Annotated in this window: 24 protein-coding genes and 4 tRNA genes; 8 read left to right on the forward strand and 20 right to left on the reverse strand. The window is 57.2% G+C overall.

Annotation, left to right across the window (positions count from 1 at the left end):
• Positions 1–3: 3 nt before the first annotated feature.
• The gene (locus tag ACA061_RS16865; RefSeq protein WP_210553106.1) at positions 4–1,044 is read left to right on the forward strand and encodes an AraC family transcriptional regulator; all 1,041 of its coding nucleotides are present in this window, start codon (positions 4–6) and stop codon (positions 1,042–1,044) included.
• A 360-nt stretch (positions 1,045–1,404) separates the two neighbouring features.
• Here the strand turns inward: ACA061_RS16865 and ACA061_RS16870 are convergent, their stop codons facing one another.
• From ACA061_RS16870 to tig, 7 genes are all read right to left on the reverse strand, one after another.
• Positions 1,405–2,259 carry a DUF2242 domain-containing protein gene (locus tag ACA061_RS16870; RefSeq protein ID WP_210553107.1) on the reverse strand — a complete coding sequence of 285 codons (855 nt, stop codon included), beginning with the start codon at positions 2,257–2,259 and terminating at the stop codon, positions 1,405–1,407.
• Between the two features lie 691 nt (positions 2,260–2,950).
• Entirely contained in the window at positions 2,951–4,822 is a 1,872-nt protein-coding gene (locus ACA061_RS16875) for a SurA N-terminal domain-containing protein (protein ID WP_210699715.1), read from the reverse strand.
• 229 nt (positions 4,823–5,051) lie between these two features.
• Positions 5,052–5,324, reverse strand: coding sequence for an HU family DNA-binding protein (locus tag ACA061_RS16880; protein WP_008077714.1), 273 nt, complete (start codon positions 5,322–5,324; stop codon positions 5,052–5,054).
• A gap of 148 nt (positions 5,325–5,472) precedes the next feature.
• The gene (gene lon, locus ACA061_RS16885) at positions 5,473–7,869 is read right to left on the reverse strand and encodes an endopeptidase La (protein ID WP_150592364.1); all 2,397 of its coding nucleotides are present in this window, start codon (positions 7,867–7,869) and stop codon (positions 5,473–5,475) included.
• 163 nt (positions 7,870–8,032) lie between these two features.
• Positions 8,033–9,316, reverse strand: a complete 1,284-nt coding sequence (clpX, locus tag ACA061_RS16890) for an ATP-dependent Clp protease ATP-binding subunit ClpX (protein WP_042559947.1) — start codon at positions 9,314–9,316, stop codon at positions 8,033–8,035.
• 113 nt (positions 9,317–9,429) lie between these two features.
• Positions 9,430–10,065 carry an ATP-dependent Clp endopeptidase proteolytic subunit ClpP gene (clpP, locus tag ACA061_RS16895; protein ID WP_042559948.1) on the reverse strand — a complete coding sequence of 212 codons (636 nt, stop codon included), beginning with the start codon at positions 10,063–10,065 and terminating at the stop codon, positions 9,430–9,432.
• 92 nt (positions 10,066–10,157) lie between these two features.
• Entirely contained in the window at positions 10,158–11,468 is a 1,311-nt protein-coding gene (gene tig / locus ACA061_RS16900; protein ID WP_042559949.1) for a trigger factor, read from the reverse strand.
• 144 nt (positions 11,469–11,612) lie between these two features.
• On the opposite strand from tig, the gene ACA061_RS16905 reads away from it, so the two are divergent.
• Positions 11,613–11,825 carry a hypothetical protein gene (locus tag ACA061_RS16905; RefSeq protein ID WP_210699714.1) on the forward strand — a complete coding sequence of 71 codons (213 nt, stop codon included), beginning with the start codon at positions 11,613–11,615 and terminating at the stop codon, positions 11,823–11,825.
• A 45-nt stretch (positions 11,826–11,870) separates the two neighbouring features.
• Here ACA061_RS16905 and ACA061_RS16910 read toward each other — a convergent pair.
• The 4 genes from ACA061_RS16910 to ACA061_RS16925 form a co-directional block, all read right to left on the reverse strand.
• A tRNA-His gene (locus ACA061_RS16910) sits at positions 11,871–11,946 on the reverse strand.
• 76 nt (positions 11,947–12,022) lie between these two features.
• Positions 12,023–12,107 (reverse strand) — tRNA-Leu (locus ACA061_RS16915).
• 57 nt (positions 12,108–12,164) lie between these two features.
• Positions 12,165–12,240: transfer RNA gene (locus ACA061_RS16920), tRNA-His, on the reverse strand.
• A 32-nt stretch (positions 12,241–12,272) separates the two neighbouring features.
• Positions 12,273–12,349, reverse strand: a tRNA-Arg gene (locus tag ACA061_RS16925).
• 275 nt (positions 12,350–12,624) lie between these two features.
• Here ACA061_RS16925 and folD point away from each other — a divergent pair.
• The gene (gene folD / locus ACA061_RS16930; RefSeq protein ID WP_150605370.1) at positions 12,625–13,479 is read left to right on the forward strand and encodes a bifunctional methylenetetrahydrofolate dehydrogenase/methenyltetrahydrofolate cyclohydrolase FolD; all 855 of its coding nucleotides are present in this window, start codon (positions 12,625–12,627) and stop codon (positions 13,477–13,479) included.
• A gap of 230 nt (positions 13,480–13,709) precedes the next feature.
• Positions 13,710–14,648, forward strand: coding sequence for a D-alanyl-D-alanine endopeptidase (gene pbpG, locus ACA061_RS16935; protein WP_210553109.1), 939 nt, complete (start codon positions 13,710–13,712; stop codon positions 14,646–14,648).
• Between the two features lie 54 nt (positions 14,649–14,702).
• On the opposite strand, the gene ACA061_RS16940 is transcribed toward pbpG, so the two are convergent.
• The 3 genes from ACA061_RS16940 to ACA061_RS16950 all read right to left on the reverse strand — a co-directional run bounded on the left by ACA061_RS16940 (position 14,703) and on the right by ACA061_RS16950 (position 15,940).
• A complete protein-coding gene (locus tag ACA061_RS16940) occupies positions 14,703–14,906 on the reverse strand; it encodes a hypothetical protein (RefSeq protein ID WP_150605372.1) in 204 nt (67 codons plus the stop codon).
• Positions 14,907–14,918: 12 nt separating this feature from the next.
• Entirely contained in the window at positions 14,919–15,125 is a 207-nt protein-coding gene (locus ACA061_RS16945) for a DUF6021 family protein (RefSeq protein ID WP_150605373.1), read from the reverse strand.
• A gap of 89 nt (positions 15,126–15,214) precedes the next feature.
• On the reverse strand, positions 15,215–15,940 hold the full coding sequence (locus ACA061_RS16950) for a C39 family peptidase (RefSeq protein WP_150618318.1): 726 nt from the start codon (positions 15,938–15,940) through the stop codon (positions 15,215–15,217).
• 180 nt (positions 15,941–16,120) lie between these two features.
• Between ACA061_RS16950 and ACA061_RS16955 the strand changes: the two genes are divergently transcribed.
• Positions 16,121–16,288 (forward strand): hypothetical protein, encoded by a 168-nt coding sequence (locus ACA061_RS16955; RefSeq protein ID WP_210699713.1) that lies wholly within the window; start codon positions 16,121–16,123, stop codon positions 16,286–16,288.
• A 144-nt stretch (positions 16,289–16,432) separates the two neighbouring features.
• Here the strand turns inward: ACA061_RS16955 and ACA061_RS16960 are convergent, their stop codons facing one another.
• Entirely contained in the window at positions 16,433–17,182 is a 750-nt protein-coding gene (locus ACA061_RS16960) for a TerC family protein (RefSeq protein ID WP_150605375.1), read from the reverse strand.
• Positions 17,183–17,211: 29 nt separating this feature from the next.
• Positions 17,212–17,454, reverse strand: coding sequence for a hypothetical protein (locus tag ACA061_RS16965; RefSeq protein WP_150605376.1), 243 nt, complete (start codon positions 17,452–17,454; stop codon positions 17,212–17,214).
• Positions 17,455–17,689: 235 nt separating this feature from the next.
• Here ACA061_RS16965 and nhaR point away from each other — a divergent pair, with 235 nt between their 5' ends.
• Complete coding sequence (gene nhaR / locus ACA061_RS16970; protein WP_150605377.1) at positions 17,690–18,589, forward strand: transcriptional activator NhaR; 900 nt, start codon at positions 17,690–17,692, stop codon at positions 18,587–18,589.
• Here nhaR and ACA061_RS16975 read toward each other — a convergent pair.
• A complete protein-coding gene (locus tag ACA061_RS16975) occupies positions 18,584–19,747 on the reverse strand; it encodes an MFS transporter (protein WP_150605378.1) in 1,164 nt (387 codons plus the stop codon). The genes nhaR and ACA061_RS16975 overlap by 6 nt on opposite strands.
• Positions 19,748–20,082: 335 nt before the next feature.
• Here ACA061_RS16975 and sstT point away from each other — a divergent pair, with 335 nt between their 5' ends.
• Positions 20,083–21,315 (forward strand): serine/threonine transporter SstT, encoded by a 1,233-nt coding sequence (gene sstT, locus ACA061_RS16980; RefSeq protein WP_497299672.1) that lies wholly within the window; start codon positions 20,083–20,085, stop codon positions 21,313–21,315.
• A 154-nt stretch (positions 21,316–21,469) separates the two neighbouring features.
• On the opposite strand, the gene ACA061_RS16985 is transcribed toward sstT, so the two are convergent.
• Complete coding sequence (locus ACA061_RS16985; protein ID WP_150605380.1) at positions 21,470–21,979, reverse strand: DUF1993 domain-containing protein; 510 nt, start codon at positions 21,977–21,979, stop codon at positions 21,470–21,472.
• A gap of 125 nt (positions 21,980–22,104) precedes the next feature.
• On the opposite strand from ACA061_RS16985, the gene ACA061_RS16990 reads away from it, so the two are divergent.
• Positions 22,105–22,752: a YceH family protein gene (locus tag ACA061_RS16990; RefSeq protein WP_497299673.1), complete on the forward strand. Its 648-nt coding sequence runs from the start codon at positions 22,105–22,107 to the stop codon at positions 22,750–22,752.
• A gap of 116 nt (positions 22,753–22,868) precedes the next feature.
• Here ACA061_RS16990 and ACA061_RS16995 read toward each other — a convergent pair whose 3' ends face one another.
• Both ACA061_RS16995 and ACA061_RS17000 read right to left on the reverse strand, forming a co-directional pair.
• Positions 22,869–23,387 carry a cupin domain-containing protein gene (locus ACA061_RS16995; RefSeq protein ID WP_150605382.1) on the reverse strand — a complete coding sequence of 173 codons (519 nt, stop codon included), beginning with the start codon at positions 23,385–23,387 and terminating at the stop codon, positions 22,869–22,871.
• A 204-nt stretch (positions 23,388–23,591) separates the two neighbouring features.
• On the reverse strand, positions 23,592–24,410 hold the full coding sequence (locus ACA061_RS17000) for a shikimate 5-dehydrogenase (protein ID WP_497299674.1): 819 nt from the start codon (positions 24,408–24,410) through the stop codon (positions 23,592–23,594).
• Between the last annotated feature and the right edge of the window lie 59 nt (positions 24,411–24,469).

Here is a 24,469-nt window from a genome sequence, read left to right on the forward strand (position 1 = left end):
GCGATGAAGCCGCTGCCGATGCGCCTTGGGGATCTGTCGGTAGGTTTCGTCCATAGCCTCGCCGATGCGGTGCGCAGTCACGGCGCCGACCCACAGCCGTTGCTCGAACAATACGCACTGGATGCGGCTAGATTGGCCGAGGCCGGGGCACGACTGTCGATTCCGCGCTACATGCGCTTGGGGCATGGCGCGATTCAATTGACCGGGGACCCGGCGCTCGGCCTGCGCATGGGTCAGCTCAGTCGTTTGAGCCAGGCGGGATTGGCTGGCGTCACCGCATCGCAGGCGCCTACCGTACGTGAGGCCGCCCGTTGCCTGATCCGTTTCGAACCGTTGTACGGTTCCAATTACCGCGGTCAGTCGAGCTTCCACGAGGACGCGAACGGTGCATGGCTGCGCTTCTATTCGATCAGCCCGTACAACGCCTATAACCGTTTCGTGGTGGATTCGATCATCGCCGGCTGGCTGTATCAGCTATCCAGTGTCAGCCGCGAACCGCTGCGGGCTGAACGCATTGAAATCGAATTCGACGCACCCGACTATCGCGACGCTTACGCTGCATTGGGTGATTGCCCGATCCAGTTCGGCGCCGAGCGCAACCAGTTGCGCCTGAACCTGGCCAGCCTCGCCCTGCGCAACCCCGAGCATTGCCCGAGCACTTGGCGGCATCTGCTGCAACTGTGTGAAAGAGAGCTGGAGCAACTGACCCGCACACGCAGCCTGCGCGAGCGCATCACGCAACTGCTTGGGCCGTTATTGAATGGTGGCCGGGAACCCGACCTGGAAGAAGTGGCGGCACGCCTGAAGCTGCCGACCTGGACTTTGCGGCGCAAACTGACCGAGGAAGGCACGCAGTTTCGCGCAATCCTCAATGACACTCGCCGTGATTTGGCAATGACCTACATCCGCGATACGGAACTGGCGTTCGGCGAAATCGCTTACCTGCTCGGCTTTGCCTCAGCCGAAGCATTCCAGCGAGCGTTCAAACGCTGGAGCGGCCAGACGCCCGGCGAATTCCGCCGCAGTCATCGCAAAACAGCCTGAGACGTTAAAGCTCGGTGGCGTCTTCCGCAGGCTCCGGCGAATCCAGTTCGTAGGCCTGGTATTCGAGCAGTTCTTCCTGATAGTCATCCATCGCGTAATCCCCCTGCTGCTCTGTTGAATGGGCCTGAGCAAATGCCCAGTGCCTCGAGCATAACGTGCGCGTGTGAAGGAAAAGTGAAGCTTCGCCTTCATGAATAAAACGTAGCAGGCGGTCAGGAATTTATCGCGGAATTTTGTCTGGGGGAATGTAACGAGATGTTCCTCTGTGGGAATGCCGGAGGCTACGATCGTTGATCACTTTTAAGATCAAAAGATCGCGGCCTTCGGCAGCTCCTACAGGGGGCCGAACAGCGGCGTGGGTTATTGGCCGGATGCTGGCATTGCCGGAATCGGCTCGGACGGCGGCGGAATGTCCGTCGGATTGGCCGGTGGCGTGATGGTTTCGGTAGCCGGCGCAGGTTCTGCACTCGGCGTCGGAGCAATCGGGGTCGACTCCGCTGGCGGCGCTACGGGCTCGGAACTGACCGGTGCCGGTTCAGCGGGCGCAGGCGCGGTCACGGCCGGCTCAGGTGCTGGAACAGCCGCTGGAGCGGGCTCTGCGGCTGGTGTCAGGCTCGCGGGGGCCGCTTTCGGTTCAGGCACGCCCAGATCGGTCTTCGGCTTCTCCTCGATATGTGCAGCTTTCTTGGTTTCTGCCGGCAGAAACTGTTCGACCAGAGTAAAGAAGCGCTCATAGAACTTCTGCGCCGTCACCGTCTCGCTTGCGACCTTGACCATCGAATCGTCTGACGAGCCAATCGGCATCGAAACCGAGCCCAACACGCCGACACCAAGACTGGCCGAGTTGTTGGTCTTCTTCAGCGCATAACGATCCTGCAAGGCATTGGCGAACATCGTCGCGTGATGGCCAGCACTGCCGTCATCGGCGCAGACCACATTGAAGCTGATCTCCATGTGCGTATCGCCGGTTTGCTGAAAACTCTTGTGGCCACTGATCAGTTTCGAGTCGCTGCTGGTAATGATGTAGCCCTGGCTCAACAACGCACGACGCGCCGCTTCGCAACTGACGACGTCAGTCACCGGGTAATTACGCGAAAACGTACCGGAGTCATCGAAATTCTCGTGCTCATACATCGGCTTGTCTTTCGCACAGCCGGCAACAACGGTCAACAACAGCGCCAACCCGACAACACGCAGGGGAGTGGAAATCAACATTAAACATCCTGAGGGAAAACAGTCCGGGGCGTATTGTGCAACAGAACGCGCCCCCGCGGCGTATGGATTAGTGTCTTAAAACAGTTACAAGCCTATCGACCGCAGATTGCGGAAAAAGGTCGCGTCGATAATTCGGTGAGCAAAACCCAGCAAATGCATCGCCTGCCAACCCGCCATCGCTGGCAAGCCAGCTCCCACAAGGACCATGAGCCTTCAGTTAGAAATTGGTCTCTGTCAGGCTTGCTCCCACAGTTTTAAAGTGTGCACCACCAACGCGGCAAAGCCGCCCCACTCAACACAATGAGCGTTAGCTCGAGTGCAGCTCTTGAGCTTGATCTGGAAGCCCGTCGGCAGGCTGAGCAGAGGGATTCATCCGGGGAGAACATCGAAAGGAGGTGCAGCGAAGCAAACCGGAATCGATGCCCCGGATGAACCCGGAGCGAAGGTACCCCGAGCCCCAGCGAGCGGGCCGAACGTCAGGGCACAGACCTTTTGGTTACTTTTGGGGCGTTTGCCAAAAGTGACCCGCCGTAAGGGCGGAACCCTAATCCGCCACCCCAAAAAAAACGGATATTCACCCAACACCCAAGAGCATGGTCGGCCCAAAGGCCGCCAAGACCAAAAAGCGAACACCAAAAAAAAGCCCCGGCTGATCAGGCCGGGGCTTCTTGTACTACAGCTCAACCCACCATCAGAACTTCTTGATGTCAGCCTGGCTTTCCAACTGCTTGCGATACGCCGCAAAGTCCTGCTGACCTTCACGCGAAGCAAGGAAGCGACGGTACTGAACCTTCTCTTCCTCAGTCGGCGCTGCCGCTTCGTTCACGCCATTGAGGCGCACGATCATCAAACTGCCGTCCGGCAACGTCACACTGGTGAATGTCGGCTTGTCCTTGGCAGCCGGTTTCGGCATGCGGAACAGTGCTTGCAGCACCGCCGGTTCAACACCTTCCTGACCACGGGTGGCCGCTTCGGTGGTTTTCCAGCTCTGACCGTCAACCGCTTTGTCCAGAGGAGCCTTGCCATCGCGCAGATCAGCAATCAGCTTCTCGGCCTTGGTCTTGGCTGCAGCGCTGGCATGCTCTTTGGTCAACTGAGCGCGGATGGCCGCATTCACGCTTTCCAGAGGCAGTTGCGCAGGCTTCAAGTGTTCCTTGGCACGCAGCACGATCACAGTGTCCGGATCCAGTTCGATGGCGGTGCTGTTGGCACTCTCATCGAGCACTTCGGTACTGAATGCAGCAGTGACCACGGCACGGTTTGCCGCAATCCCTTCGCCACCTTCACGGCCGAATGGCTTGGAGGTGTGAACGGTCAGCTTCAGATCTGCTGCTGGCTGAGCCAGGTCAGAAGCTTCAAACGCGGAGTCTTCCAGTTGCTTGGTCGCCTCGACGAAACGCTGCTCGACTTGCGCCGCTTTCAAATCGCGGGTCAGCTTGTCTTTCAGGCTGGCCAGGGACGGCACTTCAGGTGCTTCAACACCCAGCAGCTTGATCAGGTGGAAACCGAAGTCGGTGCGAACCGGCTCGGAAACCTGATCTTTAGCCAGCGAGTACAGCGTTTTTTCGAAGGCTGGGTCATAGACGCCAGGACCCGCATAACCGAGGTCACCGCCATTGTTGGCCGAACCCGGATCCTGCGAGAACTCTTTGGCCAGCGCTTCGAATTTCTCGCCTTTGTCCAGACGCGCCTGGACTTCTTCGATTTTGGCTTTGGCTTGAGCTTCGGTGGTCTTGTCGTTCACTTCGATCAGGATGTGAGCCGCGCGACGCTGCTCCGACAGGTTGGCAATCTCTTTCTGATACGCCGCCTGCAGGTCTTCATCCTTGACAGTGACCTGATCGAAGAACGAGGCCTTCTTCAGCTCCAGGTAATCGATGACCACTTGATCCGGGGTCATGAACTCCTTGACGTGTTCGTCGTAGTAAGCCTTGACCTCATCATCGGTCAGCTTGACTGCAGCCGGATCGGCCTTGACGTTCAGGGTTGCGAAGTCACGGGTCTGTTTTTCCAGACGGGCGAAAGCCAGCACTTCGGCATCGGTCACAAAACCGCTGCCCGCCACACCGGCGCGCAGTTGGCCGATCAGCATTTCCTGAGCCAGCATCTGGCGGAACTGCATACGGCTGTAACCCAGTTGACGGATCACCTGGTCGAAACGCTCGGAGCTGAACTTGCCGTCAACCTGAAATTCAGGCGTCAGCAGGATCACCTGATCCAGGGCACCTTCGGAAAAAGCAAATTTCGCTTCGTCCGCACCTTGCAGCAGCAGCTTGCGGTCGATCAGACCCTTGAGAGCCGATTCGCGCAGCATTTTCTCATCGAGCAACGAAGCGTCGAAATCCTTGCCCAGCTGTTGCATCAGCTGACGGCGTTGCATGTCAACAGCCTGGCTGAGCTCGTTCTGGCTGATGTCTTCACCGTTGACCGTGGCTGCATTCTGGCTGTTGGTCGTAGCCTGGAAAATGGCCTCGATACCCGTGAACGCCATCAATACAACGATGATCCCGATAATAGTCTTGGCAATCCAGCCTTGTGAATTGTCCCTGATATTCTGCAGCATGCGTCCCCCAGAAACGGTTGAATTTCAATATTTAGGCAACCGTGGAGCGTGGGTAAAATCCGGATAGAAGAAAGGCGCATCCGAGGATGCGCCTTCTCGTAACTGGCGGAGCGGACAGGGCTCGAACCCTCGATCCCGGCGTTACAGGCGGCTGTTTCAGCGACCTGCTCTACCGCTCCGCTGCCAAGTCAGGCTTGACCCCGACCCGGATGGGTAAAAACTTGAAAACTTAGTTAACCGCTTCTTTCAGTGCTTTACCGGCTTTGAAACCTGGTTTTTTAGCAGCAGCGATTTGCAGCGTCTTGCCGGTCTGTGGGTTACGACCAACGCGAGCTGGACGATCAGTCACGGAGAAAGTACCGAAACCAACCAGAACAACGGAGTCGCCAGCCTTGAGAGCGCCAGTGACGGATTCGATTACAGCGTCCAGCGCACGGCCAGCAGCAGCTTTCGGGATATCAGCGGATGCAGCGATAGCATCAATCAGTTCCGACTTGTTCACTCTAAGTCCCCTTATATCTATTTTGAGATGATTCTAAGTTTTTTTGGTGAAAGCAAAAACGAGTGCTGAATGGCCTACAAACACTTAAGAGCCGCTTTATAACAAGGGCTCTAAAAAGCTGTCAAGGAAGCCACCCAGTCAAAAACGATTAATGCGTGCTAATTCTTTCCTTAGAGTCAGACTCACGTTTTTCATCCTTGGCAACTATCTCCGGAGCCACATCCGGCAAGGGCTCCGGCGCGTATTGCAGCGCAATTTGCAGGACCTCGTCAATCCATTTAACGGGTTTAATCTGCAGATCCTGCTTGATATTGTCAGGAATCTCCTTCAGATCGCGCACGTTCTCTTCCGGAATAATCACAATCTTGATTCCGCCGCGGTGTGCCGCCAGCAGTTTTTCCTTCAGACCGCCGATTGCCAGTACCTGACCACGCAATGTGATTTCACCAGTCATGGCGACATCAGCGCGCACCGGAATGCCGGTCAGTGCAGACACCAATGCCGTGCACATGCCCACACCAGCGCTAGGGCCATCCTTCGGGGTCGCCCCTTCCGGCATGTGAATGTGCGTATCGCGCTTCTCGTGGAAGTCCAGAGGAATACCCAGGCTCTTGGCACGACTGCGCACAACGGTCAGGGCAGCAGTGATCGATTCGACCATTACATCGCCCAGCGAACCCGTCTTGATCAATTGACCTTTGCCCGGCACGACAGCGGCTTCGATGGTCAGCAATTCACCACCAACCTGAGTCCAGGCAAGGCCGGTGACTTGACCAATCTGATCCTGTTGCTCGGCCAGACCATAGCGGAATTTACGCACGCCGAGGAAGTGCTCCAGCAGCTCAGCTGTCACTTTCACCGAGAAGCGTTTTTCCATCGCATGCTCTTTCACCGCCTTGCGGCAGACCTTGGCGATCTGACGTTCAAGGCCACGCACACCGGCTTCACGGGTGTAGTAACGAATGATGTCGCGGATTGCTTCGGCGTCGAACTCCAGTTCGCCTTTCTTCAGACCGTTAGCGGTGATCTGCTTAGGCGACAGGTATTTGACCGCGATGTTGATCTTCTCGTCTTCGGTGTAGCCCGGCAGACGGATGACTTCCATCCGGTCAAGCAGCGCCGGCGGGATGTTCATCGAGTTCGAGGTGCACAGGAACATCACGTCCGAGAGGTCGTAATCGACTTCCAGATAGTGATCGTTGAAGTTGTGGTTTTGCTCAGGATCGAGCACTTCCAGCAACGCCGACGCCGGATCGCCACGCATGTCGCTGCCCATTTTGTCGATTTCATCGAGCAGGAACAGCGGGTTACGGACGCCCACTTTTGTCATCTTTTGAATCAATCTTCCCGGCATCGAACCGATGTAAGTCCGGCGGTGACCGCGAATTTCGGCTTCATCACGCACGCCACCCAAGGCCATGCGCACGAATTTGCGGTTGGTGGCGTGAGCAATCGACTCCGCCAGCGAAGTTTTACCCACGCCCGGAGGACCGACCAGGCACAACACCGGGCCACGGATTTTCTTCACGCGTTTTTGCACGGCGAGGTATTCAAGGATACGTTCCTTGACCTCTTCGAGGCCGTAGTGATCGGCATCGAGGATATCTTCTGCGCGAGCCAGGTCCAGACGCACCTTGCTCTGCGCCTTCCACGGCACCTGCACCAGCCAGTCGATGTACGAGCGCACCACGGTGGCCTCAGCGGACATCGGCGACATTTGCTTGAGCTTGTTCAGCTCGGCAGTGGCTTTGGCCAACGCGTCCTTCGGCAGGCCTGCAGCGTCGATACGCTTTTTCAGGTCTTCGATTTCGTTGTGGCCTTCATCGCTGTCACCAAGTTCTTTCTGAATGGCCTTCATCTGCTCGTTCAGGTAGTACTCGCGCTGACTGCGCTCCATCTGCTTTTTAACGCGACCACGAATGCGTTTTTCAACTTGCAGCAGATCAATCTCGGCGTCCAGCAACGCAAGAACGTGCTCGACCCGCGCCGACAAATCGACGATTTCGAGAATTTCCTGCTTCTGCTCGATCTTCAGCGCCATATGTGCAGCCATGGTGTCGACCAGGCGACCCGGCTCATCGATGCTGTTGAGCGAAGACAGGACTTCAGCAGGGACTTTTTTGCCCAGCTGTACATATTGTTCGAACTGCGACAGCAGCGTGCGCACGAACACTTCGGATTCGCGCTCGACAGCTTCGACTTCTTCGATCAGCGAGACTTCGGCACGGCAGTGCCCGTCGACTTCACTGAAGCGTTCAACGGTACCGCGCTGCTCACCTTCGACCAGCACCTTGACGGTGCCGTCAGGCAGCTTGAGCAGTTGCAGAACGGTAGCGATGGTACCTACGCGATAGAGAGCGTCTTCACCGGGATCATCATCAGCCGGGTTTCTCTGGGCCAGCAACAGAATCTGCTTGTCGCCCGTCATCGCAGCTTCGAGGGCTTCGATGGATTTCTCGCGCCCCACGAACAGCGGGATAACCATGTGCGGATAAACCACGACATCACGCAATGGCAGGAGAGGCAATTCGATGGTTGTCTTCATGATTTCGCCTCTACGGCGGCCATATGGCCGTAATCAGATGGAATTAAGCTTGAAACCAAGATGGGGGCTGCCTTGAAAAAAAACAAGCGCAAAGCGGATGTAAAAAACGACATAAAAAAAAAGAGGCCCGAAGGCCCCTCCTTTATTCCGGCAGAGAGGACGCTTATGCGTCCGGCGCTGCCTTGGCAGTCGGCTCACTGTTCTCATAGATATACAGTGGCTTGGACTTGCCTTCGATCACACTTTCATCGATCACGACTTTGCTCACCTCGGACTGCGAGGGGATTTCATACATCGTGTCGAGCAGCACACCTTCGAGAATCGAACGCAGGCCACGGGCACCGGTTTTACGCTCCAGGGCACGCTTAGCGACCGATTTCAGTGCGTCGGCACGGAATTCCAGATCGACGCCTTCCATCTCGAACAGCTTGGCATACTGTTTGGTCAGGGCATTTTTCGGCTCGGTGAGGATCTGCATCAGCGCAGCCTCATCCAGCTCGTCCAGCGTCGCGAGGACCGGCAGACGACCGACGAACTCCGGGATCAGACCGAACTTGACCAGATCGTCAGGCTCGACTTCACGCAGGGATTCACCGACTTTCTTGCCTTCTTCCTTGCTGCGCACTTCTGCGTTGAAACCGATGCCACCCTTGGTGGAGCGGTTCTGGATGACCTTCTCGAGACCCGAGAACGCACCACCGCAGATGAACAGGATGTTACGGGTGTCGACCTGCAGGAATTCCTGCTGCGGATGCTTGCGGCCACCTTGCGGCGGTACGGAAGCGACCGTGCCTTCGATCAACTTGAGCAAGGCCTGCTGCACGCCTTCACCGGAAACGTCCCGGGTGATCGACGGGTTGTCGGACTTGCGGGAAATCTTGTCGATTTCGTCGATATAGACAATACCCATCTGGGCTTTCTCTACGTCGTAATCGCACTTCTGCAGCAGTTTCTGAATGATGTTCTCGACGTCTTCCCCCACGTAACCGGCCTCGGTGAGGGTGGTGGCGTCGGCGATGGTGAACGGAACGTTCAGCAAGCGGGCCAGTGTTTCGGCCAGCAGGGTTTTACCGGAGCCTGTCGGGCCGATCAGCAGGATGTTGCTCTTGCCGAGTTCGACGTCGTCAGCCTTTTTGTCACGCTGGTTAAGGCGCTTGTAGTGGTTGTACACCGCTACGGCCAGAACCTTTTTTGCACGCTCCTGACCAATGACGTACTGGTCAAGGATGCCGCTGATTTCTTTAGGCGAAGGCAATTTATGCGCGCTGCTTTCGGCCTGGGCTTCCTGCACCTCCTCACGGATGATGTCATTGCACAGGTCGACGCACTCGTCGCAGATAAAGACCGAGGGGCCGGCAATCAATTTGCGCACTTCATGCTGGCTTTTGCCACAGAAGGAGCAATAGAGCAGCTTGCCGTTGTCCTCGCCGTTGCGGGTGTCAGTCATTCGTTCGATCCAAATCCGATAGGCTTGCAACACAAGATGAAGGCTATTGCGGGCTTTTTCAAGCCCGCCGCTGATCAGACCAGCCGACCAAGCCTATTTTGAGCTGCTTATTTTTACGCTGGGCGCTGGTTGATCACTTCGTCGATCAAGCCATATGCCTTCGCAGCTTCTGCACTCATGAAGTTATCGCGGTTGGTATCGCGCTCGATTTCTTCCAGAGTGTGACCGCTGTGCTTGGCCATCAACGTGTTCAGACGTTCGCGAATGAAGAGGATTTCCTTGGCATGGATTTCGATATCCGATGCCTGGCCCTGGAAACCGCCCAGTGGCTGGTGAATCATCACACGCGAGTTCGGCAGGCAGAAACGCTTGCCTGGAGCACCTGCGGTCAGCAGGAACGCGCCCATGCTGCAGGCCTGGCCGATGCAAGTGGTCGATACGTTGGGTTTGATGAACTGCATGGTGTCGTAGATCGACATGCCCGCTGTCACCGAACCGCCCGGGGAGTTGATATAGAGATGGATGTCCTTGTCCGGGTTTTCCGCTTCAAGGAACAGCAGTTGCGCGCAAATCAGGTTGGCCATGTAGTCCTCTACCGGACCAACCAGAAAGATCACTCGCTCCTTGAGCAGGCGCGAGTAGATGTCATAGGCGCGTTCGCCACGAGCAGATTGCTCGACAACCATCGGAACCAGGCCACCTGCGGCCTGGATATCAGAGTTCTGCTGAATATACGAATTACGGAACATGCTCTGCAGTCACTCCCAAATAGTTATGTCTTGAATACGCATAAGCCAGCTCGAGAGCTGGCTTATGTGAGCACTTCTTAACGCAAAAACAATCAGTCGGCTGTTGGAGCTTCTACCGGCTTGACCGCTTCTTCGTAAGAGACCGATTTGTCGGTCACGCTAGCTTTCTGCAGAACAGTATCCACAACTTGCTCTTCCAGCACAACCGAACGAACTTCGTTCAGTTGCTGGTCGTTCTTGTAGTACCAGGACACAACCTGCTCAGGCTCTTGGTAGGCCGAAGCCATTTCCTGAATCATTTCACGTACGCGGGCTTCGTCAGGCTTGAGGTCGAACTGCTTGACCACTTCAGCCACGATCAGACCCAGCACGACGCGGCGCTTGGCTTGCTCTTCGAACAGCTCGGCCGGCAGTTGGTCAGGCTTGATGTTGCCACCGAACTGCTGAACAGCCTGCACGCGCAGACGGTCAACTTCGTTGGACAGCAGAGCCTTTGGCACTTCGATCGGGTTGGTGGCCAGCAGACCGTCCATTACCTGATTCTTGACCTTGGATTTGATCGCCTGACGCAGTTCACGCTCCATGTTCTTGCGAACTTCGGTGCGGAAACCGTCGATGCCGCTTTCCTTGATACCGAATTGAGCGAAGAATTCTTCGTTCAGCTCAGGCAGCTTTGGCTCGGAAACAGTGTTTACAGTAACGGTGAACTCGGCGGTTTTGCCGGCCAGGTCCAGGTTCTGATAGTCCTCAGGGAAGGTCAGGTTCAGAACGCGCTCTTCGCCCGCTTTAGCACCAACCAGGCCATCTTCGAAGCCCGGGATCATGCGGCCGGAACCCAGTACCAGCTGAGTGCCCTTGGCGGAACCGCCAGCAAACACTTCGCCGTCAACCTTGCCAACGAAATCGATGTTCAGCTGGTCTTCGTTCTGGGCAGCACGATCGGCCACTTCAAAACGGGTGTTCTGCTTGCGCAGGATGTCGAGCATTTTGTCCAGGTCAGCGTCAGCCACGTCAGCGCTCAGGCGCTCGACAGTGATGCCTTCGAAACCGGCAACGGTGAACTCAGGGAACACTTCGAATACGGCAACGTATTCCAGATCCTTGCCAGCTTCAAGCGACTTAGGCTCGATTGCAGGCGAACCAGCCGGGTTCAGCTTCTGCTCAACCACAGCTTCGTAGAAGGAGGATTGGATGACGTCACCAACAGCTTCCTGACGAGCATCAGCACCGAAACGGCGCTTGATTTCGCTCATTGGCACTTTGCCTGGACGGAAGCCAGCAATCTTGGCCTTTTGGGCAGTCTGCTGCAGACGCTTGTTGACCTGGCTCTCAATACGCTCAGCCGGCACGGTGACGCTCATGCGGCGCTCAAGAGCAGTAGTATTTTCAACAGAAACTTGCATGGATATTCCTCGTTGCACAGACGTTAGCCGGCCGTTTCCGACCCCAGAATCAAGGGCATGCATTCTAGTGGGTCAAACTCAAGAAGTCACCCTACTGAAAACGGGTAAAAAAACAGCAGGCAATTTATAGGAGCCGATGCACGGATGCGTCGCGCCCCCGAGGCGAATACAACCAATCACGCCAGGGCTCTGCGCCGACCTCTTCTATATATAGAAGCGGTGAACAATCATTCCCTGACGGCCGACCTTGCAAGCAAGCTCGACGAGCAACACAGAATCATCGAGCAATATAAATTCGACGAAGCGCCCTGCCCTTGCGACTCGAAACCGGCAATCGCCGACTTTTCAAATCGCTAAAACAAAAAAGGCGCCAGACTGTTAAATCTGGCGCCTTTCGAAATATGGGGTGGACGATGGGGATCGAACCCACGACAACGGGAGTCACAATCCCGTGCTCTACCAACTGAGCTACGCCCACCATATTGCGTAACAAAAAAGCCAAACAACTTCTTTGTTGAACCTCACCAGCCCAAAGGCATGAATGAAGCTTTAATTGGTGCGGATGAAGAGACTCGAACTCTTACGCCTTGCGGCGCTGGAACCTAAATCCAGTGTGTCTACCAATTCCACCACATCCGCGGATGAAGCTTTTGAAACAAAAACGCCAGACCGTTAAATCTGGCGCTTTTCGAAATATGGGGTGGACGATGGGGATCGAACCCACGACAACGGGAGTCACAATCCCGTGCTCTACCAACTGAGCTACGCCCACCATATCGCGTTACTTGTGCCAAAGCTGCCTAATGGCGCACCCGGCAGGACTCGAACCTGCGACCATCCGCTTAGAAGGCGGATGCTCTATCCAGCTGAGCTACGGGCGCCTTATTAATCTGTACTCTTAAAGGACTACAAACTAAGTGCTTTCCAGTGCCACGGAACGTTGATCCCGCTTTACCTTCTTAACCAGTGCTAGGCTGTGCCCGACAAGTGCGACGAATAGTATAGAGCGCTCCAAAGGTCGTCAAATCCTTTTTGAAAAAAATTCATTTAATTAAAGGAGTTAGGGGAATTTGCTGACCAAGCGCCTTTGCCCTCACCGCCCGACATGCGAGAATGCGTTCTCATTTTTTCCCCTCTCGATGGTTAATCACGCGCAATGACTGCACAACTAATCGACGGCAAATCGATCGCCGCCAGCCTGCGCCAGCAGATCGCCAAACGAGTTGCCGAGCGTCGCCAGCAAGGCCTGCGCACTCCCGGCCTCGCGGTGATCCTGGTCGGCAGCGATCCTGCCTCTCAGGTTTATGTCTCGCACAAGCGTAAAGACTGTGAAGAGGTCGGCTTCCTCTCGCAAGCCTACGACCTGCCCTCTGACACCACTCAGCAAGCGCTGACCGATCTGGTCGACCGTCTTAACGACGATCCGGCCATCGACGGCATTCTGCTTCAGCTGCCGCTGCCCGAGCATCTGGACGCTTCCAAACTGCTGGAGCGTATCCGCCCGGACAAAGACGTAGACGGTTTCCACCCTTATAACGTCGGTCGTCTGGCACAGCGCATCCCGCTGCTGCGCCCATGCACGCCAAAAGGCATCATTACCTTGCTGGAAAGCACCGGTGCTGATCTTTATGGCATGGATGCGGTGGTTGTCGGCGCCTCCAATATTGTGGGTCGCCCGATGGCGATGGAACTGCTGCTGGCCGGTTGCACCGTGACCGTGACACACCGCTTCACCAAGGATCTGGCCGGCCATGTTGGCCGTGCCGATCTGGTGGTCGTGGCGGCCGGCAAGCCGGGCCTGGTCAAGGGCGAGTGGATCAAGGAAGGCGCGATCGTGATCGACGTCGGCATCAACCGTCAGGACGACGGCAAACTGGTCGGTGACGTTGTCTACGAAACCGCCCTGCCCCGCGCCGGCTGGATCACTCCAGTGCCGGGTGGCGTCGGCCCGATGACTCGCGCCTGCCTGCTGGAAAACACCCTCTACGCGGCAGAAACCCTGCACGCGTAAGTCGGTTTTTTCGCAGTATTCAAACCCCGCCTCGTGCGGGGTTTTTCATGCGTGAGAAAAAACACTAACCGTTCGCCGGAAACCCCTCTTTTTACAGGTCTTTTCACGAGATTTTCAGGTCATCCAAACAACCATCGACAGATCTTCAGCCATACTCCTAGAATGCGACGCTTTGAAGAAATAACCCGTTACAAACTAACGGAATATCCAACTTTTATGAGTTCGCCCGCGTGAAAATTCGTCTTTCGATTCTGAGCCTGTTTTTTGCATTTACAGGCACATTCATCACGCCAACGATCAACGCTGCGGAAACCACCGCTGCCCCACGTGACGCTTCGACACTGAAGATCGCTTCCGGCAGCGCACTGCTCATGGATATGCAGACCAACAAGGTCATCTACTCCAGCAATCCTGACGTGATCGTGCCGATCGCTTCCGTCAGTAAGCTGATGACTGGACTGGTAGTGGTTGAAGCCCGACAGAACATGGACGAATGGATCAATGTCGATATCAGCAGCACGCCGGAAATGCGCGGCGTGTTCTCCCGAGTCAAACTGAAGAGTGAACTGCCGCGCCGCGAGATGCTGCTGATTGCCCTGATGTCTTCGGAAAACCGCGCTGCTGCAAGCCTGGCGCATCATTACCCGGGTGGTTACGCAGCGTTTATCGCGGCGATGAATGCCAAGGCAAAAGCACTGGGCATGACCAGCACTCACTTTGTCGAGCCGACCGGTCTGTCGCCGCGCAACGTATCCACCGCGCGTGACTTGAGCAAATTGCTGATAGCGGCGCACAAGCAACCGCTGCTTGTTCAGTTGACCACCACCAAGGAAAAAACCGTAGCGTTCCGCAAACCCAACTACACCCTGGGTTTTCGTAACACCGACCATTTGGTGAACAAGGACAACTGGAACATCAAGATTACCAAGACCGGCTTCACCAATCAGGCCGGGCATTGTCTGGTGCTGGTGACAAGCATGGGCAATCGCCAGGTGGCGCTGGTGATTCTTGATGCATTCGGCAAATACACGCATTTTGCCGATGCCAGCCGCATCCGCAGCTGGGTCGAGACGGGCAAGAGCGCCAGCGTTCCAGCGGTGGCTCAACAATACAAGGCCGATAAAAACCTCAAGAGCCGCCAGAGTGGCGTGGTCGAAGCCTCCAAGTAAAATGTATAAAAACAAAAAGCCCCGAATCTTCGGGGCTTTTTTCATCTGGGCGCGTCAGTCGTTAGGCAGCGGCATCTTGTCATCGTCAGGAATGCCATCTCCCCTGCTCGGATCCGGTGCCAGCCCAGGCGCCACCAAGGGCCGGGCCATTGGATCGCGCATCGGACTGTCCGGATCGAGCACCGGATCAACGCCCTCCTCAGGCGTCGTCGGCACGCTGTCGGGCTTTTGGTCATCGAAGCTTGAATCGGTACTCATACGCACCTCACATCAAGGTTTCAGATCGGCTAAGGGATCGTAGGGTTTGGCCGGTTTCTTTTCTTCTTCACCGGGCTCCACATCCAGCGGTGCCTTGGCGGGACCTACAGGATCAACTTGTGGATCGGCGACATCCGGCGAATCCGGATCAAACCCCAGGTCATCGCCTGAGGAATGCTCGGAAGAATGCGGGCCTTGCGGGGATCGAGAATCTGTCATGTCGCCTCCTTGTTCACCCGTGAACAACGGGTTGTCATCTTCAGAGGCCTGCCGGGCGCAGTCGTGCCCGGCAGATGACGAACGGAGACTCAGTGCGCGACCAGAGCCTTACGCGCTTGCGCCGCTTCGGGTTCCTGACCGGCCTGGGACAACTCGTCGGCAGCCTTGAGCCAGCGCTGGCGATCCACGTCCGCAGGAATCTGCGCGGGTTTCTGGATCAGGATCGCCCAGCCGCCTGACTTCTCGAAAGCAGCCTCAAAGGCGCTGAAGCTCATCAACTCGCGACGGTTCATGCCCGCGCGCAGCAGCACCTTCTGTTTATTGCGGTCGTAGCCGGAAAGGATGGCGTAACGCGGCTCAGCCCAGAATGCCGAACCTTCGCTGAACCGCACCATTACCGGAAAACCTGCAGCAACCTGAGTCAACAAAGCGGGCAAGCTCTTGTCCAGCGGATAGACAACCATGCCGTATTCCCGGGCCAGATTCTGGATGTTCTGTTGCAGCTTGTCCTCGGCACCCGGCAGGTGCAGCGGTTTTTCCAACAACCCCGGCGTGATCACGATGCCTTGCTGCGACAACAGACTGGCCAACACCTGCGGGCCGCTTTGATTGGCCTCGCCCCGATAGAAGGTGCCGCTAAGCTCGACCCGCTCCGGCAGTCGCTTGACCTGCGGCGCGACACTGCCCGCGCACCCGACCATCACGGCCGCGCATCCGGCCACCAGCAGCGCCGCACGAATTCGAGAAAATACCTGCACCTTTGTCACTCTCTGTTCAGACGCCGGTCGTCGTGTTCCGGCAAGGTCAAGGATCATAGGACGCCGCAAGGCTGCGGTATAGCCTTAAAGCGCAGACACGTCGATTGCATAGAGCGAACTGATTGGTCATCACCGACCTTTGGTCAATAGCTTGAAACACCCCAGTGACTAGACTGTCACTGAGACAGAGCGAACTGAAAAAGTGGGCGCCCGATGCAGGGCAAAGAGGAGGCACTGATGAGCCTGACCATGACCATCGTAATGTTGATTGCCGGCTGGCTGGCTGTGGCCACCGCCATGCTTTGGGGAGTGCTGCGAATTGCGCGGCGTCATCATCATCCTGTCCAAACCACGCTGGTGGAAAAGGCAGAAGAGCAACGCGTACGCCACGCGACAGTGCATTAAAAGCTAAAAGCCCCCTCACCCTAGCCCTCTCCCTGGGGGAGAGAGCTAGGGTGAGGGGCCTGCTCGAATAGACACCACAAGTCTTCAGTCGAAAAAAAACCGCCTGAACTCTCAGAGTTCAAGCGGCCTTTTGTCTTTCAGCTATTACGCCTGCACAGCCAGCTTCTTCTGCCTGGCACGACGCGACAACATGTTCAGCACTTCAATCCCGGCCGAGAACGCCATGGCCGCATACACATAACCTTTCGGTACATGGGCGCCGAAGCCTTCGGCGATCAGCGTCATGCCGATCATGATCAGGAAGCCCAGAGCCAGCATCACCACCGTCGGGTTGTCGTTGATGAACTTGGCCAGTGGATCAGCCGCCAGCAACATCACCAGCACCGACACAACAACCGCGATGATCATGATCGGCAAGTGCTCGGTCATGCCGACCGCAGTGATGATGCTGTCGATCGAGAACACCATATCGAGCAACAGGATCTGGCCGATCGCGGCAGCGAAGCCCAGCGTGACAGTCGAGGTGGCCGACTTCGGGTCTTCCGGCGCCGGGTCCATGCTGTGATGGATCTCGGTTGTGGCTTTCCAGACCAGGAACAGACCACCGGCAATCAGGATCATGTCCTTCCAGGAGAAGGCCTGGCCAAGGATTTCAATCACAGGCTCAGTCAACTGCACGATGAACGCGATGGTGCTCAACAGCGCCAGACGCAGAATCAACGCCATACCGATACCAATACGCCGCGCTTTCTGGCGATGCTGCTCAGGCAACTTGTTGGTCAGAATCGAAATGAAGATCAGGTTATCGATGCCGAGCACGATTTCCATCACGACCAGTGTGGCCAAGGCAACCCAGGCGGTGGGGCTGGCGGCGAGTTCTAACAGATATTCCATGGGTCAGTCCTGACTCTGTGTAAGACGATTTAGATGGTCTTGGAGGAAGATTCGGAAGTTTCCGAGTCTTTTTCCGATGGTTCTTTTTTCTCGATCAGCCCGCCAGTGGCGTCGCTGAGTGCTTGCTCGGCAGCTTTGTGGGTGTCGTCGATGGCTTGCTTGGCGCTTTCGGCCGCTTTGCCCATCAACTGCTGAGCGCTTTTCTCGGCCTGATCGCAGCCGGTCAAAACCAGTAAAGACGTAAACATCAAAACAGGGAATGTGTATTTCATGAGGCTTCCTTCGAATAAACAGTCAGGGTCACAGACCGACCCTCAATGGCTGGGCATTCTAGGGAGCCAAACACTTCAGGAAAATTCGTATTTTTAGCGGCTATACTTCGGTTTTTACGAACCCAAACATCACTAATGCAGGAGCTGCCGAAGGCTGCGATCTTTTGATCTTGTTTTTACACAGCAACATCAAAAGATCGCAGCCTTCGGCAGCTCCTACAGGGGAAGCGAGTCGATGCTCAATTACCGTCAACTGCATTATTTCTGGGTGGTCGCCAAGACCGGCAGCATCGTGCGTGCCTGCGAGCAGCTGAACCTGACGCCACAAACCATCAGCGGGCAGATTTCGCTGCTCGAGCAAACGTATGGCATTGAATTGTTCAGACGGGTTGGCCGGCAACTGGAGCTCACCGAAGCCGGACGTCAGGCCCTGCCTTTCGCCGAGCAGATGTTTCAACTGGGCGGCGAACTAGAACTGATGCTGCGCGCCCAGCCCAATGAGCAGCAGATCCTGTTCCGCGTGGGCGTCGCCGATGTGGTGCCCAAGTCCATCGTCTATCGCCTGATCGCGCCGACCATGGAGCTGAACGAACCGCTGCGCATTACCTGCCGCGAAGACAAACTCGAGCGATTGCTGGCGGATCTGGCGATCCAGCGCCTGGATCTGGTGATTTCCGACAGCCCGATGCCGTCGCACCTCGACATCAAGGGCTACAGCCAGAAACTCGGTGAATGCGGGATCAGTTTCTTCGCGACCGCCGAACTGGCTGCGCGTTACGGTCAGGATTTTCCGCGCAGTCTGCACGGCGCACCGCTGTTGATTCCCGGACCGGAAACCGTGGTGCGCAGTCGATTGCAGCGCTGGTTTGCCGAGCAGCAGATCCAGCCGCAAATCGTCGGCGAGTTCGATGACAGTGCCTTGATGCAGGCATTCGGCCAATCCGGCAGCGGGATTTTTATCGGCCCCAGCGTGATTGCCGAGGAAGTGAAGCGCCAGTACGGCGTTCAGTTGATCGGCCAGACCGACGCGGTGACCGAGTCGTTCTATGCCATATCCGTGGAGCGCAAGGTCAAGCACCCCGGCATCGTTGCGATTACCGAAGGTGCCCGACGCGAGCTGTTTACCGCGTTATGAAGCCTCGGCGCAGACGTCGCGCGGCTTGAGCGTCATGAGCACCATGGCGAGGAACACCGACAGCAGAATGAACCCTGCGGCAGCAAACCCGAGGAAGCCCAGGCCCGCGCTGTCGATGACCCGGCCGCCAACCATCGCACCCAGACCGATCCCCAGGTTGGCCCCGGCGATGTTCAGCGATGCTGCGAAGGCCGGCGCTTCCGGCGCGGCTTTCATCAGGCGCACATGGCTGACCAGGAACAATGCCGCCTGGGTCACGCCCCAGATCCCCATGGCCACCGTCAAACCCAGCGGCGAATGAATGTTCGGCACCAGCGACACCATGCCGGCAATCATGAACGCGCAGAACAACACCGACGCCCCCAACGGATGGCGGTCCACTGCACGACCACCCAACGAGTTGCCGATCAAGCCGACCGCGCCGAAGCCCATCAGGCACCAGCCGACCACTGTGCCGTTGAAACCGGCGAGGCGCTCAAGGATGTCGGCCAGATAGGTGTAAACGGTGAACATGCCGCTGAACACCAGAATCGACAGCACGACGTGGCCGATCATCAGCGGGCTGCGCAAGATCTTGAACTGCGAGCTGAAGCTGACCTGATGCTGGTGCAGATCGGTTTTCGGCAGATACACAAACAGCAGCAATGCCTTGGCAAAGGCGATCACCGCCAGAATGCCAAACGCGCTGCGCCAGCCGAACGCATCGGATATCAAGGTGCCGACCGGAATGCCGAACACCGTGGCGCAGACAATGCCGAAGCCGATCTTGGCGATGGCGCGACCGGCAAAGTCCGGGCCGACGATGTCCACCGCCGTTTCACTGGCCAGCGCCCAGAACACCGGCAGCCCCAGCGCCGGAATCAAACGGGCAATTGCCATCACCCAGATGTTCGGCGCAAATGCCGCCACCGTATTGGCCAGACCAAACATGATCAGGATGCTGATAAACAGCTTGCGCCGTTCGAAACGAGCGAAATACGCGGTCAAGAATGGGCCGAACATCGCCACGGTAAAAGCGAATAGAGTCACCAGCAGACCGGCCTGCGGGATGGTGACTTCGAGGTCTCGGGCAATCGCCGGCAGCAGGCCGACGATAACGAATTCCGTGGTCAGCACCGTGAATCCGGCGGCGGACAACAGAAGGATGGGCAACAGCATGGGAAACTCCAACGAAACGACGACACCAGCGATGACCGGAAGGCCCGCTGGCAGAACTTGAAAATGAGGATGCGCAATCTTAACAGAGTGTGCCCGGGCTGACTTGCACAAACCTGTCTATCTTGCTGACAGATCGGGTGGCAGATCGTCACATGCCTGAAGGATAAGGCCTACGCTGTGATAAAGTCCGCGCCCTGAAAAACGTACACCTGTTCAGCGGCCTGTTTAAGGACGTTGAATTTGCGTCAACACTTTCGCTGCGTGGTGATGGTCTGCCCTGGTTTTGCCACCGCCTCACGCAACCTTGTACCCAATAAAAAAACAGAGATGCCGTCATGACCGCTTCATCCCCTTCTCTAATGCAACGCTTGAAAAACCTGAGCCTGGTCACGCAGATCGTGATCGGCCTGATTGCCGGTATCGCCTTGGCGATGTTCGCGCCGGAAGCGGCGAAGTCGACGGCCTTTATCGGCAAGGTTTTCGTTTCGGCATTGAAAGCCGTGGCGCCGATTCTGGTGTTCGTGCTGGTCATGGCGTCGATCGCCAACCACAAGCACGGCCAGGAAACCCACATCCGTCCGATTCTGTTCCTTTACCTGCTGGGCACGTTCGCAGCGGCGGTGGTTGCAGTGGTCGCGAGCATGGCGTTCCCGTCGAATCTGGTACTGGCCACCGAGAACGTTGCGGTAACGGCGCCGGGCGGTATCGGTGAAGTACTGCAAAGCCTGCTGCTGAGCGTGGTGGATAACCCGGTCAGCGCGCTGATGAACGCCAACTTCATCGGCATTCTGGCCTGGGCGATCGGCATGGGCATCGCGATTCGTCATGCCGGCGATACTACCCGCGAAGTGCTGGGTGATCTGTCCAACGGCGTCACCGTTATCGTGCGCGTGGTGATTCGCTTCGCCCCGCTGGGGATCTTCGGGCTGGTGGCATCGACGCTGGCAACGTCCGGTTTCGGCGCGCTGCTCGGATATGCGCACCTGCTGGCGGTGCTGCTGGGCTGCATGCTGTTCGTGGCGCTGGTGATGAATCCGCTGATCGTGTTCTGGAAACTGCGTCGCAACCCGTATCCGCTGACCCTCAAGTGCCTGCGCGAAAGCGGCATCACTGCATTCTTCACTCGCAGTTCGGCGGCGAACATTCCGGTCAACCTGGAGTTGAGCAAGCGTCTGGGCCTGCACGAAGACACGTACTCGGTATCGATCCCACTGGGTGCGACGATCAACATGGCCGGCGCGGCGATTACCATCACCGTGCTGACTTTGGCCGCGGTGCACACGCTGGGCATCGCCGTGGATATTCCGACGGCGATCCTGCTCAGTGTCGTCGCCGCGATCTGCGCCTGCGGCGCCTCGGGTGTGGCCGGTGGCTCGCTGTTGCTGATCCCGCTGGCGTGCAGCCTGTTCGGTATTCCAAGCGAGATCGCCATGCAGGTGGTTGCAGTCGGTTTCATTATTGGCGTGCTGCAGGATTCCGCCGAGACCGCGCTGAACTCCTCCACCGACGTGCTGTTTACCGCAGCGGCGTGCCTGGGTGAGGAAGAGAAAGCTCGACGCACCGCGTAACCCCTGTAGGAGTGAGCCTGCTCGCGATTGCGGTGTGTCCTCCAAAGATAATGTGGCTGACACGACCCTATCGCGAGCAGGCTCACTCCTACAAAAAGCATTAAAAAGCCCGCCAAGGCGCAAACCTTGGCGGGCTTTTTTGTTGCCGAGTGTTTTAGAACGCGCCCATGTAATCGCGTTTGCCCACTTCAACACCGTTATGACGCAGCAAGGCGTAAGTGGTGGTGACGTGGAAGAAGAATTGCGGCAGACCGTAGGTCAGCAGGTAAGACTGGCCACTGAAGCGCTTCTCTTTCGGCGTGCCCGGACGGGTGACGATTTCGATACCTTCCTTGCCATCGATCTGCTCAGGCTTGATCTCGCCGATGAAGGCCAGCACCTTGGCGATCAAGGCTTGCAGTTCGGCGAAGGTGGTTTCGCTATCGTCGTATTTCGGGATTTCGACTTCAGCCAGACGCGCCGAAACACCTTTGGCGAAGTCCACGGCAATCTGCACCTGACGGGTCAGCGGGAACATGTCCGGGAACAGGCGCGCTTGCAGGAAGGCGTTCGGGTCGATGTTTTTCTCGGTGGCGTGGGCTTCAGCCTTTTTCAGGACATCGCTCAGGGCGTTGAGCATTTGTTGAAAAACCGGGACGGATGCGGCGTACAGGGAAATGGTCATGGCAGTCTCATGTAGTGGCTGGGTGGAACATGGGGGCGATTATAGCCATGCTTGATGACCACACGGCTTGCCTTTTGTTTGGCAAGGATTACGCTAGGCGCCTTCGACTGCTGAGGGAACGCGCGATGACCACCGAACCAGAATCCACCTTCGACGAACCACGGCTTAACGCCACGGAAATCCGTATCCTCGGTTCGTTGATCGAGAAACAGGCGACCAGCCCGGAAACCTACCCGTTGACCCTCAACGCACTGGTCACCGCCTGCAATCAGAAAACCAGCCGTGAACCGGTGATGAACCTGACCCAGGGCCAGGTTGGCCAGAGCCTGCGCGCCCTCGAAGGTCGCGGTTTTGCCAAGCTGGTCATGGGCAGTCGTGCCGACCGCTGGGAGCACAAGGTCGACAAGGCGCTGGAACTGGTGCCGGCGCAAGTGATTCTGACGGGGCTGCTGTTTCTGCGCGGCCCGCAAACCATCAACGAACTGCTGACCCGCAGCGGGCGCATGCATGATTTCGAAGATGCCGAGCAGGTGCTGCATCAACTGGAGCGCCTGATTGCTCGCGGGCTGGCGGTATTGATTCCACGTCAGTCCGGGCAGCGCGAAGATCGTTACACCCATGCGCTGGGTGATCCGGCAGATATCGAGGTCATTCTGGCGGCGCGACACAATCCTCAGGAACGCGGCGCGGGTGGCGGTGTTTCGGTGGAGCGGATCGAAGAGCTGGAGGCGCGGATTGCGGCGCTGGAGGAGCGCCTGGCGCGCCTCGAGTAAATACCACCGAACCGTTGTAGGAGTGAGCCTGCTCGCGATAGCGATTTGTCCGGAAAACAGCTTTCGAATGTGCCACCGCTATCGCGAGCAGGCTCACTCCTACAAGGATCTATGCACTACTCGCCATCCCAGTAATCCACCCCATCCGCCTGGCGCGCCACGGCGACAAAGCCTGACGCATTGCCTTCAGCATCCACCGCAAAGTTGTCCATCACCGCATATTTGTTCGAATCCGGGTATTCGCAAATATCCGGCTGCTGCTGGGTGCTGACTGCCAGATAACGCAGTTCGCCCGCGCTGGTATTGATGATCTGGTGCGCCATCTCCGGGCCGCCCGCTGGGCAGGCAATCACATCACCTTCCCGGATCGGGAATCGCTCGGCGCCAAGACGCACCTCGCCCTCCCCGGCCACCACGTAGAACATTTCCTCATTGACCCGATGGCTGTGAAACGGGCTGCCGCGCATGCCCGGTGGCAGTGCATACAGGCGATAGCCGAGTTTCTGTGCACCGAGTTGCAGGCCTATCCGCGCTGAGCGTTGCTGGTAACGTGCGGCGGTTTCGCCTTCAGGGGAAAGGGCTTCGGGCAGCGGTTCGAGTTCGACCTGATGCAGATTGAGAATGCGCGGGGGCATGCTGACCTCGGTTTTTGTGGGTGGTGGGCAAGTCTGTGCTTGCTGGCCAAGCAGTATAGGCAACCCGATACACCGCAGTGACTTCATCGCTGGCAAGCCAGCTCCCACAGGGATCTCCGGTAAACACAATACCTGCGTATCACCAAGACCCAATGTGGGAGCTGGCTTGCCAGCGATGGGGCCAGCTCACTCACCGCATGACTTTCAGCTACGCGCAAACTCCACCGCCGCCTGAAACTGCTCTTCAGTCGGCCGGACGCCCGTATAAAGCACAAACTGCTCCAGCGCCTGGATCGCAATCACCTCCAGCCCGGTAATCACTCGTTTGCCTTCAGCCCGTCCGCGCACGATCAGCGGCGTTTCCGATGGAATCGCCACCACATCAAACACAGTCTCCGCCGCTTTGATCACCTCAGGCTCAAACGCCAGCTGCCCTGCTTCCGGGCCACCGTCCATCCCGACCGGAGTGACGTTGATCAGCATCTGCGGCCGTTCATCACCCAGCTCTGCCTGCCAGCGATAACCCAGCGAGTCCGCGAGTGCACGCCCGGCGCGTTCGTTACGGGCGACGATCAAGCCGTTTTTGTAACCACCATCGCGCAGGGCACTGGCCACAGCCTTGGCCATGCCGCCGCTGCCGCGCAGGGCGAAGGTCGATGCCTTGAGCACCGCGTGGGTTTCCAGCAATTGTGCGATGGCGATGTAGTCAGTGTTGTAAGCCTTGAGATGGCCATTGGTGTTGACGATGGTATTGATCGACTGAATCGCCGCTGCCGACGCATCCAGTTCATCGACCAGCGCAATACTGGCCTCCTTGAACGGCATCGACACACCGCAGCCGCGAATGCTCAGCGCACGAATCCCGCTGACCGCGCCGGTCAGATCCTTGCTGGCGAAGGCTTTGTAATAGAAATTCAGGCCCAACTGCTCATATAAGTGGTTATGAAAACGCAGACCGAAATTACCAGGCCGTGCGGACAGGGACATGCACAACTGGGTGTCTTTGTTCGGGTTCATCTGCATGAAACTTCTCCTTCAAACGCACTTTCGGATGGACGGGATTAGCCAGCCCATCGGGTTCT

The organism is Pseudomonas sp. LBUM1668 (assembly GCF_059695715.1).

Bases quoted from the DNA above. Each gene is read 5' to 3' on its own strand.
- ACA061_RS16960 (WP_150605375.1), bottom strand. From the start codon at position 17,182: ATGGAATATCTGTTAGAACTCGCCGCCAGCCCCACCGCCTGGGTTGCC.
- ACA061_RS16905 (WP_210699714.1), top strand. From the start codon at position 11,613: ATGCGTCGCGCCCCCGAGGCGAATACAACCAATCACGCCAGGGCTCTG.
- ACA061_RS16940 (WP_150605372.1), bottom strand. From the start codon at position 14,906: ATGAGTACCGATTCAAGCTTCGATGACCAAAAGCCCGACAGCGTGCCG.
- ACA061_RS16965 (WP_150605376.1), bottom strand. From the start codon at position 17,454: ATGAAATACACATTCCCTGTTTTGATGTTTACGTCTTTACTGGTTTTG.
- lon (WP_150592364.1), bottom strand. From the start codon at position 7,869: ATGAAGACAACCATCGAATTGCCTCTCCTGCCATTGCGTGATGTCGTG.
- ACA061_RS16945 (WP_150605373.1), bottom strand. From the start codon at position 15,125: ATGACAGATTCTCGATCCCCGCAAGGCCCGCATTCTTCCGAGCATTCC.
- tig (WP_042559949.1), bottom strand. From the start codon at position 11,468: ATGCAAGTTTCTGTTGAAAATACTACTGCTCTTGAGCGCCGCATGAGC.
- ACA061_RS16990 (WP_497299673.1), top strand. From the start codon at position 22,105: ATGACCACCGAACCAGAATCCACCTTCGACGAACCACGGCTTAACGCC.
- ACA061_RS16865 (WP_210553106.1), top strand. From the start codon at position 4: ATGAAGCCGCTGCCGATGCGCCTTGGGGATCTGTCGGTAGGTTTCGTC.
- clpP (WP_042559948.1), bottom strand. From the start codon at position 10,065: ATGTTCCGTAATTCGTATATTCAGCAGAACTCTGATATCCAGGCCGCA.
- ACA061_RS16950 (WP_150618318.1), bottom strand. From the start codon at position 15,940: ATGATCCTTGACCTTGCCGGAACACGACGACCGGCGTCTGAACAGAGA.
- nhaR (WP_150605377.1), top strand. From the start codon at position 17,690: ATGCTCAATTACCGTCAACTGCATTATTTCTGGGTGGTCGCCAAGACC.
- ACA061_RS17000 (WP_497299674.1), bottom strand. From the start codon at position 24,410: ATGCAGATGAACCCGAACAAAGACACCCAGTTGTGCATGTCCCTGTCC.
- ACA061_RS16995 (WP_150605382.1), bottom strand. From the start codon at position 23,387: ATGCCCCCGCGCATTCTCAATCTGCATCAGGTCGAACTCGAACCGCTG.
- ACA061_RS16870 (WP_210553107.1), bottom strand. From the start codon at position 2,259: ATGTTGATTTCCACTCCCCTGCGTGTTGTCGGGTTGGCGCTGTTGTTG.
- ACA061_RS16875 (WP_210699715.1), bottom strand. From the start codon at position 4,822: ATGCTGCAGAATATCAGGGACAATTCACAAGGCTGGATTGCCAAGACT.
- ACA061_RS16955 (WP_210699713.1), top strand. From the start codon at position 16,121: ATGAGCCTGACCATGACCATCGTAATGTTGATTGCCGGCTGGCTGGCT.
- sstT (WP_497299672.1), top strand. From the start codon at position 20,083: ATGACCGCTTCATCCCCTTCTCTAATGCAACGCTTGAAAAACCTGAGC.
- ACA061_RS16975 (WP_150605378.1), bottom strand. From the start codon at position 19,747: ATGCTGTTGCCCATCCTTCTGTTGTCCGCCGCCGGATTCACGGTGCTG.
- folD (WP_150605370.1), top strand. From the start codon at position 12,625: ATGACTGCACAACTAATCGACGGCAAATCGATCGCCGCCAGCCTGCGC.
- ACA061_RS16985 (WP_150605380.1), bottom strand. From the start codon at position 21,979: ATGACCATTTCCCTGTACGCCGCATCCGTCCCGGTTTTTCAACAAATG.
- clpX (WP_042559947.1), bottom strand. From the start codon at position 9,316: ATGACTGACACCCGCAACGGCGAGGACAACGGCAAGCTGCTCTATTGC.